Origin of the sequence: Sphingomonas endophytica, from assembly GCF_014199415.1 — a bacterium.
Taxonomy (GTDB): Bacteria; Pseudomonadota; Alphaproteobacteria; order Sphingomonadales; family Sphingomonadaceae; genus Sphingomonas; species Sphingomonas endophytica.
In genome coordinates, this window is record NZ_JACIJN010000003.1 from 167,572 (window position 1) to 182,477 (window position 14,906).

At 70.0% G+C, this 14,906-nt stretch carries 11 protein-coding genes; 7 read left to right on the forward strand and 4 right to left on the reverse strand.

The genetic code is table 11. The annotated features are described in order from the left end of the window. Positions 1 to 7: 7 nt before the first annotated feature. Together FHS97_RS06070 and FHS97_RS06075 are read right to left on the reverse strand one after the other, a co-directional pair. Positions 8 to 1,375, reverse strand: a complete 1,368-nt coding sequence (locus tag FHS97_RS06070; protein WP_343053385.1) for a L,D-transpeptidase family protein — start codon at positions 1,373 to 1,375, stop codon at positions 8 to 10. A gap of 56 nt (positions 1,376 to 1,431) precedes the next feature. Continuing rightward, entirely contained in the window at positions 1,432 to 1,677 is a 246-nt protein-coding gene (locus FHS97_RS06075) for a hypothetical protein (protein ID WP_184034584.1), read from the reverse strand. A gap of 213 nt (positions 1,678 to 1,890) precedes the next feature. Between FHS97_RS06075 and FHS97_RS06080 the strand changes: the two genes are divergently transcribed. Beyond that, entirely contained in the window at positions 1,891 to 2,163 is a 273-nt protein-coding gene (locus FHS97_RS06080) for a DUF1488 family protein (RefSeq protein WP_184034588.1), read from the forward strand. 309 nt (positions 2,164 to 2,472) lie between these two features. On the opposite strand, the gene FHS97_RS06085 is transcribed toward FHS97_RS06080, so the two are convergent. Next, complete coding sequence (locus FHS97_RS06085; protein WP_184034591.1) at positions 2,473 to 5,493, reverse strand: TonB-dependent receptor domain-containing protein; 3,021 nt, start codon at positions 5,491 to 5,493, stop codon at positions 2,473 to 2,475. Positions 5,494 to 5,694: 201 nt separating this feature from the next. On the opposite strand from FHS97_RS06085, the gene FHS97_RS06090 reads away from it, so the two are divergent. The 6 genes from FHS97_RS06090 (at position 5,695) to nagE (ending at position 13,877) form a co-directional block, all read left to right on the forward strand. Continuing rightward, positions 5,695 to 6,678 carry a glycosylasparaginase gene (locus FHS97_RS06090; RefSeq protein WP_425506287.1) on the forward strand — a complete coding sequence of 328 codons (984 nt, stop codon included), beginning with the start codon at positions 5,695 to 5,697 and terminating at the stop codon, positions 6,676 to 6,678. Then, positions 6,675 to 7,427 carry a copper homeostasis protein CutC gene (locus tag FHS97_RS06095; protein ID WP_184034597.1) on the forward strand — a complete coding sequence of 251 codons (753 nt, stop codon included), beginning with the start codon at positions 6,675 to 6,677 and terminating at the stop codon, positions 7,425 to 7,427. The genes FHS97_RS06090 and FHS97_RS06095 overlap by 4 nt, the downstream gene beginning before the upstream one ends. 84 nt (positions 7,428 to 7,511) lie before the next feature. After that, complete coding sequence (locus FHS97_RS06100) at positions 7,512 to 8,546, forward strand: SIS domain-containing protein (protein ID WP_184034600.1); 1,035 nt, start codon at positions 7,512 to 7,514, stop codon at positions 8,544 to 8,546. After that, positions 8,543 to 9,673 carry an N-acetylglucosamine-6-phosphate deacetylase gene (gene nagA / locus FHS97_RS06105; RefSeq protein ID WP_184034603.1) on the forward strand — a complete coding sequence of 377 codons (1,131 nt, stop codon included), beginning with the start codon at positions 8,543 to 8,545 and terminating at the stop codon, positions 9,671 to 9,673. The genes FHS97_RS06100 and nagA overlap by 4 nt, the downstream gene beginning before the upstream one ends. Before the next feature lie 23 nt (positions 9,674 to 9,696). Beyond that, on the forward strand, positions 9,697 to 12,174 hold the full coding sequence (ptsP, locus tag FHS97_RS06110; protein ID WP_184034606.1) for a phosphoenolpyruvate--protein phosphotransferase: 2,478 nt from the start codon (positions 9,697 to 9,699) through the stop codon (positions 12,172 to 12,174). Continuing rightward, positions 12,171 to 13,877, forward strand: a complete 1,707-nt coding sequence (gene nagE, locus FHS97_RS06115; protein WP_184034609.1) for an N-acetylglucosamine-specific PTS transporter subunit IIBC — start codon at positions 12,171 to 12,173, stop codon at positions 13,875 to 13,877. Before ptsP ends, nagE begins: the two co-directional genes overlap by 4 nt. 113 nt (positions 13,878 to 13,990) lie before the next feature. Here nagE and FHS97_RS06120 read toward each other — a convergent pair whose 3' ends face one another. Continuing rightward, positions 13,991 to 14,728 (reverse strand): GntR family transcriptional regulator, encoded by a 738-nt coding sequence (locus FHS97_RS06120; protein WP_184034612.1) that lies wholly within the window; start codon positions 14,726 to 14,728, stop codon positions 13,991 to 13,993. Between the last annotated feature and the right edge of the window lie 178 nt (positions 14,729 to 14,906).

Consider the following 14,906-nt stretch of genomic DNA (forward strand, 5'->3'; position numbering starts at 1 on the left):
GTCTTCGTTACCCGTCGCGGCCGTAGACGTCGTCGCGGAAGCTGAGCCCGCCCGCGCCGCCGCCGGTCGCGGTCAGATAAGTCAGATAAACCGGCGTCGGCGCGGTGAGCGGCACCGCCTGTTCGGGCTTCTTCCCCGGGTTGAGCGGCTTGCCCATCAGCCAGCGCGCCAGCCGCGGCGCATCCTCCAGCCGGATGCAGCCGTTGCTGAAATGGCGATCGTCCTTCTTCAGCAGCGCGCGATTGGGCGTGTCGTGAAGATAGATGCCCTCGTCGTTCGGGAACAGGAACTTGACCTTGCCCATCGAATTGGCGGGTCCAGGCAATTCGCGCAGCCGCAGCTCGCGCTTGCCCGCGGCCACCGCCGGCCAGTCGATCGCGCTGGCCGCGATCGGGCGCGCGCCGGCGGTCCAGTCGCTCAGCGCCTCCATATGGAGCGACGCCAGCGTGCGCCCGGCGAGCACCTTGGTGGCGATGTTCTTGCGCACCAGATAGTCAGGGACGTTCCAATACGGGTTCAGGATCGCCCATTGCAGCGTCCCGGCGAGCATCGGCGTCTGCGTCTCGCGCGTGCCGACCACGACGCGCATCGTCCCCTTGGCCGCGCCGGCTTCGTAGAACCAGAGGCGCCCCGACGAGGCGTCGACCTCGACATGCCGCGTCCACGGACCGGGTAGCAGGCGTGCGCGATCGAGGTTGCGCCGCAGCCGCGTCAGCGCCGCGGGGGTGATGCCGTTGGTGCGGGCCTGCGCCGACACCTGGCGCAGCTCGAGATAGCGCGGGCTCATCCAGCCCATGTCCTTGACATAGGAGGGAAAGGACTTGGGGAAGGTCGCCGCGCGCAGCACCGCTTCGGGCTTGGGGCGCTTGGGCTTGAGCGCGGGGTCGGCCCATTTCATCCCGACGTCGCGCGGCTTGCGCTGGTCGCGCACATAGTCGACGAACGTCGCCGACAGCGCCAGTTCCGCCGCCGCGACCCGCGCCGGATCGCCGCCGCGCGCCGCGTCGATCCGCTCGCGCAGCTTGCCGACATCATAGGACGAGCGTTTGAGGTTATCGAGGTCGGCGTCGCCGAGATAGCCGATCAGCGTGTCGGCGGCCGGGCCGATCCGTCCGCCGCTCGCCCATAAGGGCGCGTAATTGCGCTGCGCATAGACGCGTGCCATCCAGCCGCCCGCCGCAGCGCGGATCGCGGCGGCGACGGCGCGGTCGCGCGCGATGTCGGCGGCGGACCTGGCGGCTTTGGCAGGGACCGACTTTTTCACACCGGCTTTCGCCGTCTTCGGCTTTACGGCCTTGCCCGAGACCGCCTTGGCCTTTGCGGTACGCGGGGCAGCCGCCAGCGTCGGCGCCGCGGCGGCGGCGACCGCCAGCACGATCGCGAGACCGGCAAGGGGAGAACGGCACCGCCGCCCTCCCGTCGACCGGATGGTCAGCCCCGTTCCCCGCGGCGCGTCGGGGCCGGCGGCGGCGGCGGGGCCGGCGGCGCATAGGGGTGGTAGATGCCGTCGGACGTGTAATAGCCGTCGACGATCCCGTCGCCGTCACGGTCCGCGGCATGGCTGCCGGCGACCGCACCCGGCGGCGGGGGCGGCGGCGGGGCCGGCGGCGCCTTCTTCGCGCAGGCCCCCAGCATCAACATGCCGCACGCCGCGAGCATGATCGAACGATGACGCATGAAACTTTCTCCCTCTGACATCAGCGATCTATGGTCGCTACGCCCGTCTCCCCTGAACCGCCATCGCTGATCCATCACCGCGTCCCCGACCATCCGTGCTGCGACCGGACGTGCGTGGCACGCGCCAGTATGGTTAAGCGGATCGTGCCGACCACTTGGAACATCGCCGCCGTTGCGGTTTTTCGGTCCTGACCACATCGAAAGGACGAATGAATGGCGATCGACCGGCTTGAGATCGACATGGGCACGCTGCTCGACAACATCGACGAGCGACAGGTGGAGTTCAGCGGCGAGGCCGATGGCGACGAATATGAGTTTGCCGTCCAGTATGATGTGCTGGAGGCGCTCAGCGGCGACGCGCCCGACGGCGACGCGATCGACATGTTCAACCGCTTCTCCGACACGATCGTCGACGCGGCGCTGTCGGCGCTGGCGCGCAACGCCGATGCGCAGCCGATCGTCGTCAGCGAAAGCGACCTCGAATAGCCGCGCGCCGCTATAATGATACAGGATTGAGTTAACGGTTGCAGCGACGCCGGCTTGCGTTCACTCTCTCACGCACAAAACGAAAAGCCGCCACGATGCGGCAGGGAGAGGATAATGGACGTACCTAGCATCCTGGTCATCGGCGTCGGTGCGGTCGGGGCCCTGTGCACGCTGGCGATGGTCGTGGTTCTCGCCCGTCGCGCGCCACAGAGGTAGAAGCTGCCGTCGCCGGTCATCGCGGGCGCTGCCCGGTGACGACGCGAACGAAGCAGGAGGCCGCGGGGATCACCCGCGGCCTTTTTGCTGTCCTCAGAAGTTGACGGTCGCCCCGACGACGATCTGGCGGCCGAGCGGATCGTAACGCTGCGGGATCGTGTTGTTGCGCGCCAGGCTGATGTTGTACGAATTGGGCACGAACGGCGCGACGCGATCGAGCAGGTTGTTCGCGATCAGCCGCAGCGCGACCTGCTGCGTGACGTTGAAGGTCAACGCCAGATCGAAATAATCCTGCGCGCCGATCCGGTAATAGGTCGCCTGCTCACGATCGGGCGTCCCGCCGATCGCCGCGTCGCCCGAATTGTTGGCGTTGGTCAGCGACCCGACATGGCGCCAGTTGAGCGAGGCGTTGAACGCCTTGTCGACGCTGGTCCAGGTGGTACGCAGCCCGTGCGACCATTTCGGGATCAGCTGCCCGCAGCCGTTCCCGTAATAGCCCGCGCAATTGCGCTCCGGCTGGATCGGCGAATCCTGCCCGCCCGCAAAGGTCGTCAGCGATCCGGTGAACCCCCAGTCGAACCGCCCGGCCCCGCCGGCATCCAGCGTATATTGCGCCTGGAAGTCGAGCCCGCGCGCGATCGAGCGATAATAATTGGTCGTGCCCGCGCGGATGAAGCCGCTGGTCGGATTGCTCCCCGCCGCGGCATAGAGCGTGCCGCTGGCGTCGCGGACGATCCCCGAGCAGAAGAACGGGTCGCCGCCCGAGCGCAGGCAGCCGTCGAGATAATAATTGTCGTCGTTATAGCCGAGCGAATTGTCGATCTTGATCCGGTAGTAATCGACCGAGAAGGTCAGCCCCGGCACGAAGCGCGGCCGCGCCACGAAACCATAGGTCTGGGTATAGGCGGTTTCCGGATCGGCGTTGAACCCGCCGGAGCGGATCGTGCACGAATTGTCCGGGCAGAGTAGCGTCGGGGTGCCGTACAAGGCGTCGGACAGGCCGGTGGCGCGGCACACGTCGAGCGACGCGACCGGCGCGCCCAGCGAGCCATCGGCGTTGCGGGTCGGTGCGCAGAAATCGCCGCGCGCCCCGCCCTGCCGGCTGAAGCCGATGTTGGTGGCCTGACGGATCTCGATCACGGTCGGCGCGCGCTGCGCCTTGTTGAAGCTCGCGCGCAGCGTCAGATCGCGCACCGGCGCCCACAGTCCTTCCAGCTTCCAGGTCGAGAAGGTGTCGGGGCTGCTGCTGTATTTGGAGACGCGATAGCCGCCATTGGCCTGCAACAGGTGCGCGAACGGCTTCTCCTGCACCAGCGGCGCCTGCACCTCGATGTTCGACTCCCACACGTCCTGCGAGGCGTCGAAATCGGTGCCCGAATAGAGCGCGCGATAGGCACCGTTGGCGGTCGAGCGATAGCTGTCCTTGCGATATTCCGCGCCGAGCGCGATCGCGACGCCGTCGTTGGCGAACGGCGAGGTAACGCCATAGTCGCCGAGGTCGCCGGTCATGTTGGCGGTGACGTCCCACAGCGTGCCGACGCCGCGCGTGCGCGCGCGGTTGCCGGCCAGCAGATAGCTCATCACCGATCCGTCGTTCCCGGCGCTGAACGCGTCGAACGGGATGCAGTTCGGGTCGGTGCCATTGACCACCGACGCGCAGGTCGGGGTGCCGTTGACGTTGACGACGTTCAGCGAATTGTTGACGCGCGTCACGTCGGGAATGTCGCCGAACGCCACGTCCTGCTGGTTGCGCGCGAACACGCCGCCGACATCATAGGTCCAGGCCGTGCCGACCTTGCCGCGGATCCCGGCGGTCGCGCGGATGCCGCGATTGACATATTCGTCGAACGTGTAGGGCAGATTGTCGAAGCGATAACCGACGTCGATCGGCGCCAGCGCCGAGGTACCGGTCGCCGCGCCGCACAGCGCCGCCGCCTGCGACCCCGACAGGAACGGGTTGTCGCAATTCACCTGATACGGTGCCGAGCCATAGGTGCCGCTGTTGAGCACGCGCGTCGGATAACGGTTGTACGACGTGTCCTTGAACCAGATCGCCGAGCCGTACAGCTCCGCCTCGGGCGCGAGCGTCAGCGTCGCGAAGCCGCCGGCATTGACGCGCTCCATGTCGCGCTGGAGCGGATAGCCGCGGCGGTCGAACGCCGCATTGCTCTGCCCGAACGGGACGAAGCTGCGCGTGCCGTCGGGGTTGTTGATATATTCAGGCCCGCCGGTCACCGCCGGGCGCACATAGCCGCCGGGGGCATAGGTGGTGGTGGTGCACGACAGCGGACCGTCGGCGACCGGCTGCTGCACCTCGCACGCCGAGGTCGAGCGGGCGTTGTACGGCACGAAGTTCGCCTGGCGGTAATTGACGAAGCCCATCAGGCTGAGCTTGTCGTCGAACAGCTTCTTGCCGGCGGTCAGCGTCAGGTCGCTGCGTCCGCCGTCGTTGGTCAGCCCGCGCACCGGGGTGACCCCCGCACCGCGTGCGGCGTCGCCCGCCGTCGTGCCCTTGTTCTGGTGATTGTAGAAACTGTAGTTCGCGTCGAGACGGATGCCGTCGAAGCTGGGGCGCAGGATGAAGTTAACGACGCCTGCCACCGCGTCCGAGCCATAGACCGACGACGCACCGCCGGTCAGCACGTCGACGCGCTCGAGCAGTGACGGCGGGATGATCCCGGTGTCCTGCCCGTTCTGCGTGCCGAGCCGCTTGCCGTCGATCAGCACCAGCGTCCGCTCGAAGCCGAGGCTGCGCAGCTTGATCCGCTGGCGGCCGTCGGAGTCCTGGTAGTTCTGCTGGCTGTCGGGCGCGACCTGCGGAAGCCGGTTGAGCACTTCCTCGACGTTGAGCGGCGCCTGCGCGCGAATGTCCTGCGCGGTCACCGAGGTGATCGGCGCGGCGCTGGCGACGTTCGGACGCTGAATGCGCGACCCGGTCACCACCACTTCGCCGGTCGCGGCGGGGGTCTCGACCGGCTCGCTGGCGATCGCGGCGGCGCGCTGCGTGGCGGCATCGCTGTCCCCCGGCGCGGCCTGTTGCGCCACCGCCGGTGCGGCGAGCAGCATCGCTCCCGCCAAGGCCGTCACCGATACGCTATGACTGAGGAAACCCATCGACCGCTCCCGAATATGTAATTAATTTTGCATGATTAATTCTTCCTGTTGGTTGCAGGATGGCGCAAGCTGGGTCAATACCTGAATAGAACCACACATATGACCAATGCAGGTTGGCGTTGCGACCCGCGATCAGACGTGCATGGTAGGCGATGATACGAAGCAGGAGGGCGGGACCGGATGACGGACAGGCGATCGGTGATGACCGGACTGGCAGCGCTGGGCGCGGCCGCTCCAGCCGCAGCAGCGGCCCGCGCGGGCGCGGCGCTGATCGTCTCGACCTGGGACTTCGGTGCGGCGGCCAACGACGTCGCCTTTGCGACCATGAAGGCAGGCGGGACGCTGCTCGATGCGGTCGAGGCCGGCGCAAAGGTTCCGGAAGCCGATCCGAACAACCATTCGGTCGGCTATAGCGGCTACCCCGATCGCGATGGCCATGTCACGCTAGACGCGGTCATCATGGACGATGCCGGCGCGGTCGGCGCGGTCGCCGCGCTGGAGAATACCACGCACGCGATCTCGGTCGCGCGGCGCGTCATGGAGAAGACGCCGCACACGTTGCTGGTCGGCGAGGGCGCGACGCGCTTCGCGCGCGATCAGGGCTTTCCGCAGGAGAATTTGCTGACGCCCGAGGCCGAACAGGCGTGGCGCGCGTGGCTGAAGACGGCTCAATACCAGCCGGTCGCCAACAGCGAGACCGGCACCTATGGCACGCAGCGGCACGTGACGCCGGGCGGCGCGCTCGATCACGACACGATCGGCCTGCTCGCGCGCGACATGGGCGGCCGGATGGCGGGAGCGTGCACCACTTCTGGGATGGCGTTCAAGATGCGCGGGCGCGTCGGCGATTCGCCGCAGGTCGGCGCGGGGCTGTACGTCGAGCGCGGCGTCGGCGGCGCGACCTCGACCGGGGTTGGCGAGGAAGTGACGCGCGTCTCGGGCAGCGCGCGGGTGGTGGCGTCGCTGCGCGCCGGTCTGTCGCCGCAGCGCGCGTGCGAGGAAGTGGTGCGCCACATCGCCAGACTGCGCGGCGACGCGATCAAGGGCGTGCAGGTCGGGTTCCTCGCGCTCGATCCGCGCGGCAATGTCGGCGCGTTCTGCCTGTTGCCCGGCTTTACCTATGCCGTCACCGATGCCGCCGGGCGCACCGTCGTCCACAAGGCACCGTCGCTGTTCGCGGCATGACCCGCCGGCTGCTCGAGGTCTGCGTCGAGGACGCGCGCGGGATCGCCGCAGCGGTCGCCGGGGGCGCGGACCGGATCGAATTGTGTGCGGCGCTCGACGTCGGCGGACTCACCCCGCCCGCCTCGCTGGTGCGCGCCGCGGCGCAGGCGCCGCTGCCGGTCCATCTGCTCGCGCGACCGCGCGCCGGCGGGTTCGTCCATGACGCCACCGAGCGTGCGCTGGTCGCCGACGACATCCGCACCGCCGCCGAGGCCGGCCTCGGCGGGGTGGTGATCGGCGCGAGCCTGCCCGATCATCGCCTCGACGTCGAGACGCTCGCGGCGTGGATCGCGCTGGCCCGCGATCTCGGCGCGGCGCGCGGGCGCGCGCTGTCGCTGACGCTGCACCGCGCCTTCGATCTGGCGCCCGACCTGCCCGCCGCGCTGGAGACGGCGATTGCGCTCGGCTTCGATCGCATCCTCACCTCGGGCGGGCAGCCGCAGGCGGCCGATGCGCTGCCGATGCTGACCACGCTGGTGGGACGCGCCGCGGGGCGGATCGTGATCCTTGCCGGCAGCGGCGTGTCGGCCGCGACCCTACCCGCGCTCCTCGCCACCGGGGTGACGGAGGTCCACGCCTCCTGCCGGGTGGCGGTCGCCGGGCAGGACGCGCTGCTGTCGCGCTTCGGGTTCAGCCCGCCCGTCGCCAAACACACCGATGTCGCCACCGTTGCGGCACTTACGACCATGCTGCGCTCGACAGAGACTTGAACAATACCAATGTATGACTTAACCCGGATCGTACAGGAAAGCGGCACACCGGGTCCGCACCGTTCGCGAGGGAAGCGCCACCACATGCCCGACGCCGATCAGACGTTGATGTTCGCCGAGGCGGCCGAATCCGCCGCCGCGGTTGCGCGGACGCTCGCCACCAATCGCGACACGCTGCGTGAGCTGGCCCGTGACCTGCGCGCGACGCCGCCGGCTGTGGTGGTCACCTGCGCGCGCGGCTCGTCGGACCATGCCGCGACCTATGGCAAATATCTGATCGAGACGTTCGTCGGCGTGCCGGTCGCGTCCGCGGCACCCTCAGTGGCATCGGTCTACGAATCGGTGGTGAAGACCCCGGCCGCGCCTTTGTGCATCGCGATCTCGCAAAGCGGGCGCAGCCCCGACCTGCTCGCCACCGTCGCCGCGCAAAAAGCGGCGGGCGCGCGGGTCGTCGCGCTCGTCAACGACGCCACCTCGCCGCTCGCCGAGGCCGCCGACACGGTCGTGCCGCTGATGGCCGGGCCGGAGAAGTCGGTCGCGGCGACCAAATCCTACATCACCGCGCTCGCCGCGCTGGCGCTGCTGGTCGCCGAATGGTCGGGCGATGAGCGACTGCGTGCTGCGGTCGATACGCTCCCCGACCGGCTCGCCGCCGCATGGGCGCTTGACTGGAGCGAGGTGGTCGATCTGCTGGTCGACGCCAACAACCTGTTCGTGATCGGCCGCGGGCTCGGCTTCGGCGTGGCGCAGGAGGCTGCGCTCAAGCTCAAGGAAACCTGCGCGCTGCATGCCGAGGGGTTCAGCGCCGCCGAGGTGCGGCACGGGCCGATGGCGATCGTGGGCGAAGGCTTCCCGGTGCTCGCCTTCGCCACCTCCGATAACGCCGGCGACGGCGTGCGCGAGGCGGCGGCGGAGTTCGCGGCGCGCGGCGCGCGGGTCGCGCTCGCCGATGCGCGCGCCGACGGCGGGAGCCACCCGCCCGCGCTCGCCGACCATCCCGCGATCGAGCCGATCCTGACGATCCAGAGCTTCTATCGCATGGCCAACGATCTGTCGGTCGCGCGCGGGCTCGATCCCGACGCGCCCCGCCACCTGAGCAAGGTCACCCGCACGCTATGACGCGGCACAGCTTCACCAACGGTCATATCGTCACGCCGGGCGGCACGCTGTCCGCCGCGACGATCAGGGTCGAGAACCAGATCATTACCGCGATCGACGCTGAAGCGGATGCCGGCGCGACCGATCTCGACGGCGGCTGGGTGATGCCCGGCTTCATCGACACGCAGGTCAATGGCGGCGGCGGAGTGCTGTTCAACGACACGCCGACCGTCGAGGGACTTGCCGCGATCGCCATGGCCCACGCCCGCTACGGCACCACCGCCACGATGCCGACGCTGATCAGCGACACCCCCGACGCGATCGCGCGCGGGCTCGACGCGGTCGATGCCGCGATCGACGCGCATGTGCCGGGGGTGATCGGCATCCACGTCGAGGGACCGGTCATCAACGTCGCGCGCAAGGGCATCCACGACCCGGCGCGGTTCCGCGCGCTCGATGACGAGATGCTCGCGCTGCTCACCGCGCCGCGCCGCGGGCGGGTGATGGTGACACTGGCGCCCGAATGCGTCTCGACCGACCAGATCGCGGCGCTGGTCGCCGCAGGCGTGCGCGTCTGCCTCGGCCATACCGACGCCGACTATGCCACCGCCACCGCCGCCTTCGCGGCGGGCGCGAGCGGGGTGACGCACCTCTACAATGCGATGTCGCCGCTGAACCACCGCGCGCCCGGCGTGGTCGGCGCGGCGCTCGACGATGACAGCGCATGGTGCGGGATCATCGTCGACGGCTTCCATGTCGACGACGCCGCGCTGCGGATCGCGCTTCGCGCGCGTCCGGCCGACCGCTTCATGCTGGTGACCGATGCGATGCCGTGTGTCGGCGCCGAGACCAAGAATTTCGTCCTTCAGGGCAAGCCGATCCACGTCGAGGGCGGCCGCTGCGTCGGCGCCGACGGCACGCTCGCCGGATCGGATCTCGACATGGCGGGCGCGGTGCGCGGCGCGGTGACGCGGCTCGGGCTGACCCCGGAAGCGGCGGCGGGGCTGGCGGCGACCAGCCCGGCAGCGTTCCTCGGCCTGTCCGACGAGCGCGGGACGCTCGCGGTCGGGCAGCGCGCCGACTGGGCGATCCTGACCCGCAACCTGTACCCCGCCAGCACCTGGATCGGCGCGCAGCCGGTCGCCTGACCCACGATCGTTCCGGAGACGCCATGGCTTCCCTCTCGCTCTACGCACCGCTCGACGGCTGGGCCTGCGCGCTCGACGAGGTACCCGATGCGGTGTTCGCGGAGCGGATGCTGGGCGACGGCGTGGCGATCGACCCGACCGGCGATACGCTGGTCGCGCCGTGCGATGCGCAGGTGGTCACGGTGCAGCCGACCGGCCATGCGATCACGCTGCGCACCGGCGAAGGCGCGGAACTGCTGATCCACATCGGGCTCGATACGGTCGGGCTAAAGGGCGAAGGATTCGAGACGCTGGTCGCGGCCGGTGACGCGGTGACGCGCGGGCAGCCGCTGATCCGCTTCGACCTCGATCGGATCGTTCGCGACGCGCGCGCGGCGGTGACGCCGATCGTCGTCACCAACGGTGATCGCTTCACGATCGCGCATCGTGCGACCGGCGCGATCGTCGCTCGCGGCGATGCCGTGATGACGCTGACCGCGCACGATGCGCAGGCGCAGCGGGCGGCAGGTGACGGTCCGTCGGCGACACGCACGATCGTCGTGCCGCTGCCGCACGGCATCCACGCCCGCCCCGCCGCGCGGATCGCCGAGGTGGCGCGTGGCTTCGACGCGGTGGTGACGCTGGCGAAGGACGGCGAGCCGGTCGGCGCGACCAGCCCGATCGGTCTGCTGTCGCTGATCGTCGCGCACAACGACCGCGTCACGATCGCCGCGACCGGCGCACAGGCCGACGCGGCGGTCGAGGCGGTCGCCGAACTGATCCTGCACGGCATCAAGGAAGACGCCGCGCCCACGCCGGCCCGCCCTGCCCCGCCCGCGCCACGCGACGTGCCAGAGGGCGCAATCGCCGGCGTCACCGCCGCGCCGGGGCTCGCGATCGGACCGGCATTCCGCTGGCAGGTGACCGATCTGACCGTCGCCGCCAGCGGCAACGGCGTCGCGGCCGAGGAAGCGGCGTTCGAGACCGCACGCACCGGCTTGATCGCCGAACTGACCGGGCGCGCCGCCACCGGACCCGCCGGTGCGCGCGCGATCCTCGAGGCGCATGCCGCGATCCTCGACGACCCCAAGCTGATCGCGAACACGCTGATGGCGATCACGCGCGGCAGCAGCGCGGCGCACGCCTGGCGCGAGGCGATCCGCCCGCAGGCCGACGCCCTGCGCGCCGGTGGCGACCCGCGGCTCGCCGAACGCGCCGACGACATGCTCGATCTCGAACGGCAGCTGATCGCACGGCTGGTCGGGGCCGAAGAGGAAGCGGTGACGCTGCCCGACGGCGCGATCCTGCTCGCCGACGATCTGTTGCCGTCGCAGTTCATGGCGCTCGATCTCGACCGGGTCGCCGGGCTGGCGATCGAACATGGCGGGCCGACGTCGCACGTCTCGATCCTCGCCGCCGCGCGCGGCGTGCCGACGCTGGTCGCGCTCGGCAGCGCATTGCGCGCGGTGTCGGAGGGAACGACGGTGGTGCTCGACGCCGGCGCCGGCTGGCTCCACCCTGCCCCGTCGCCCGAACTGCTCGCCGACGCGCAGGCCCGCGTCGCCGCCGCCGCGACGCGACGCGCCGATGCGCTCGCCCGCGCGGGGGAGGAATGCCGCACCGCCGATGGCACGCGGATCGAACTGTTCGCCAATTGCGGCTCCGCCGCCGACGCCGAATTCGCCGTCCACAACGGCGCGGAGGGCTGCGGGCTGCTCCGCACCGAATTGCTGTTCCTCGACCGCGACACCGCCCCCGATGTCGCCGAACAGACCGCCGATTATCAGGCGGTGGTCGACGCGCTCGACGGACGGCCGCTGATCGTCCGACTGCTCGACATCGGCGGCGACAAGCCCGCGCCCTATCTGCCGATCGAGGGCGAGGAAAACCCCGCGCTCGGCCTGCGCGGCGTCCGCGTCGTGCTCGCGCATCCGCACATTCTCGAAGACCAGCTCAGGGCGATCCTCGCGGTCCGCCCGCGCGGGCGCTGCCGGATCATGGTGCCGATGATCGCGGGCGTCGACGAATTGCTCAAGGTTCGCGCGGTGCTCGACCGGCTGACCGACGGCGCGCGCGACGTCGAACTGGGCGTGATGGTCGAGACTCCCGCCGCCGCGATCGGCGCCGATCTGCTCGCCGCCGAGGCCGACTTCCTGTCGATCGGCACCAACGACCTGACGCAATATACGTTGGCGATGGACCGCGGGAATGCCGCGGTCGCCGGCGCGCTCGACGGGCTGCACCCGGCGGTGCTGCGGCTGATCGGCGAGACGGTGCGCGGCGGCGCGCTGCGCCACCGCTGGACCGGCGTGTGCGGCAGCCTCGCCTCCGATCCGCTCGCCGTGCCGATCCTGCTCGGGCTCGGCGTCACCGAATTGTCGGTCGCGCCCGCCGCGGTGCCGGAGATCAAGGCGCTGGTGCGCGATCTCGACCTCACGGCGGCGCGCGACCATGCGCGCGCGGCGCTCGCCTGCCCGGACGCCGCCGCTGTCCGCCGCCTCGCACGGGAGTTTGCGCGATGAAGTCGATCCTCGGCACGCTACAGCCGCTCGGCCGCGCCTTGATGCTGCCGATCGCGGTGTTGCCGATCGCCGGGCTGCTGCTGCGGCTCGGCCAGCCCGACCTGCTCGATATCGCGTTCGTCAGCGCGGCGGGTGACGCGATCTTCTCGCATCTCGGGCTGTTGTTCGCGATTGGCGTCGCGACCGGCTTCGCGCGCGACGGCAATGGCGCGGCGTGTCTGGCGGGCGTGGTCTGCTTCCTCGTCGCGACCGAGGCGGCCAAGGTGCTGCTGTCGGTACCACCCGAGGTCACCGCCGGACTGACCGGCCCGTCGGTCGATCTGGCGATTGCGGCGTGGAAGGCGAAGGCGATCGCGCGGCTCGACGTGCCCGCGGGGATCATCTCCGGGCTGGTCGGCGGGCTCTTCTACAACCGCTTCTCGACGATCGCGCTGCCCGAATATCTCGCCTTCTTCGGTGGGCGGCGGTTCGTGCCGATCGTCAGCGGACTGGCCGGCCTCGTGCTCGCCCTCGTCATCGGCACCGGCTTCGCAGCGATCGCCAGCGGGATCGACCATCTCAGCTACGGCATCGCCGCCTCGGGGGGCGCGGGGCTGTTCCTGTTCGGGCTGCTCAACCGGCTGCTGCTCGTCACTGGGCTGCACCATCTGCTCAACAACATCGTCTGGTTCGTGATGGGCGACTATCACGGCAGCACCGGCGACCTGCGGCGCTTCTTCGCGGGCGATCCCACCGCGGGCGCGTTCATGGCGGGCTTCTTCCCGGTCATGATGTTCGGCCTGCCTGCCGCCTGCCTCGCAATGTACCATGCCGCGCTGCCGGAGCGGCGCAAGGCGATCGGCGGGATGCTGTTCAGCCTCGCGCTCACCTCGATGCTGACCGGCGTGACCGAGCCGATCGAATTCAGCTTCATGTTCCTCGCGCCGATCCTCTACGCGGTCCATGCGGTGCTGACCGGCGTGTCGATGGCGCTGATGGACGCGCTGGGGGTGAAGCTCGGCTTCGGCTTCTCGGCGGGGCTGCTCGATTATGTCCTGAACTTCCGGCTCGCGACGCGGCCGCTGCTGCTGCTCCCGGTCGGTGCGGTGTATTTCGCGCTCTATTACGGGCTGTTTCGCTTCTTCATCGCGCGCTTCGACCTCAAGACGCCGGGACGCGAGCCGCTCGACGGCGATGCCGCGGCGGCGGTGCCGGTGGCGGCGGGCGAGCGCGGCGCGGCCTATGCGCGCGCGCTGGGTGGCGCCGCCAACCTCACCGAGGTCGGCGCGTGCACGACACGGCTGCGGCTCAACGTCCGCGACCAGCAGGCGGTCGACGATGCCGCGCTCAAGGCGCTCGGTGCGCGCGGGCTGATCCGGCCGTCACCGACCGCATTGCAGGTCGTGCTCGGGCCGATCGCCGATGTCGTCGCAGTCGAGATCCGCGATGCGCTCGCGGCGGGCGGGGTGACGGTCGCGGCAGTGAACGTCGTCGATGACACCGCCGACGCGCCGGTGGTGCTGTCGGGGCCGGCGTTGGCGGCACTGGGCGGCGCGGCGAACGTGCGCGCGGCAAGCGTCCATCCGGGACGCGTGCGAGTGACGCTCGCGGCGGCATCGGTCGACGAGGCGGCGTTGCGCGCACTCGGCGTCCGCGCAGTGGCGCGGCCGGCGGACGGCACGCTGCACCTGCTCGTGGCGGATGCAGCGGCGCTGACCCGATAGCCGATTCCCCGGACGTGACCCGGGGTCCCGCTCTTGGCGCTGCCGTCGCGATGAAGCGGGGTCCCGGATCAAGGCTCTCCTGAGCCTGTCGAAGGGTCCGGGACGACTTGAGGTCAGAGGTCCGACAGTTCCGCGACGAAGTCATAGGCGTCGCCGCGGTAATAGGAGCGCGTGAACTCCACCGCGCGCCCGTCGCGACGGAAGCCGCGGCGCTCGATCAGCAGCCCGGCGTGGCCGGCATCGACCCCCAGCATCTTGGCATGGTCCGGCCCGAACGGCACCGCGCGCAGCCGCTGGAGCGCGCGCACCGGGCGGCTGCCGGCCTTGTCGAGCGCGCTGTACAGCGAGTCCTCGACCGCCTCGACCGACGGGAGGCAATAGCCCGCGATCGCCGACAATTCGAGCGCCATCGGCTCGTTGTCGGCGTGGCGGATGCGCTGGAAGCGGAACACCGGCGCGCCTGGCGACAGCCCCAGCGCCATGCTCTCCTCGGGGTTCACGGTGCTGGCGACGCGGCTGATCCAGCTGCTCGACGCGGTCTTGCCGCGTGCGGCCATGTCCTCGGAGAAGGACGACAATTTGGAGAAGCTCTTCTCGACCCGTCCGGCGACGAACGTCCCCGCCCCGCGCCGCCGCGTCAGCAGACCGTCCTCGACCAGCCCGCCGATCGCCTTGCGCACCGTGATCCGCGACACGTCATATTCGACCGCCAGATCGCGCTCGGCGGGGATCGCGTCGCCCTGGTTGAGAATGCCGCCGTCGATCGCCTCGCGGATCACCTGTTGCAGCTGGAGGTAGAGCGGTGCGGCATTGCCCTCCCGAAACCGTCCCACCTCGTCCGAAAAGGCCATCCGCATTCCTTCCTGTCGCCGCGCGCACGCGAACTTATCACTTTGACGTAACCGTAGCCCAAGCCTGTCGCGGTGCAAGCCCGTGGTCTGCCCCGTTGATACCAGTCCGGCGACGCCGCGCCTGTGCTGCACGGCCTATGTCGCTCAAAAACCACACCCGGGCAGGAAAAGTTAAAAA

Excerpts from the sequence above, each read along its gene's own strand:
- FHS97_RS06075 (WP_184034584.1), bottom strand. The coding sequence starts at position 1,677 with ATGCGTCATCGTTCGATCATGCTCGCGGCGTGCGGCATGTTGATGCTG.
- FHS97_RS06080 (WP_184034588.1), top strand. The coding sequence starts at position 1,891 with ATGGCGATCGACCGGCTTGAGATCGACATGGGCACGCTGCTCGACAAC.
- FHS97_RS06085 (WP_184034591.1), bottom strand. The coding sequence starts at position 5,493 with ATGGGTTTCCTCAGTCATAGCGTATCGGTGACGGCCTTGGCGGGAGCG.
- FHS97_RS06090 (WP_425506287.1), top strand. The coding sequence starts at position 5,695 with ATGACCGGACTGGCAGCGCTGGGCGCGGCCGCTCCAGCCGCAGCAGCG.
- FHS97_RS06095 (WP_184034597.1), top strand. The coding sequence starts at position 6,675 with ATGACCCGCCGGCTGCTCGAGGTCTGCGTCGAGGACGCGCGCGGGATC.
- FHS97_RS06100 (WP_184034600.1), top strand. The coding sequence starts at position 7,512 with ATGCCCGACGCCGATCAGACGTTGATGTTCGCCGAGGCGGCCGAATCC.
- nagA (WP_184034603.1), top strand. The coding sequence starts at position 8,543 with ATGACGCGGCACAGCTTCACCAACGGTCATATCGTCACGCCGGGCGGC.
- ptsP (WP_184034606.1), top strand. The coding sequence starts at position 9,697 with ATGGCTTCCCTCTCGCTCTACGCACCGCTCGACGGCTGGGCCTGCGCG.
- nagE (WP_184034609.1), top strand. The coding sequence starts at position 12,171 with ATGAAGTCGATCCTCGGCACGCTACAGCCGCTCGGCCGCGCCTTGATG.
- FHS97_RS06120 (WP_184034612.1), bottom strand. The coding sequence starts at position 14,728 with ATGGCCTTTTCGGACGAGGTGGGACGGTTTCGGGAGGGCAATGCCGCA.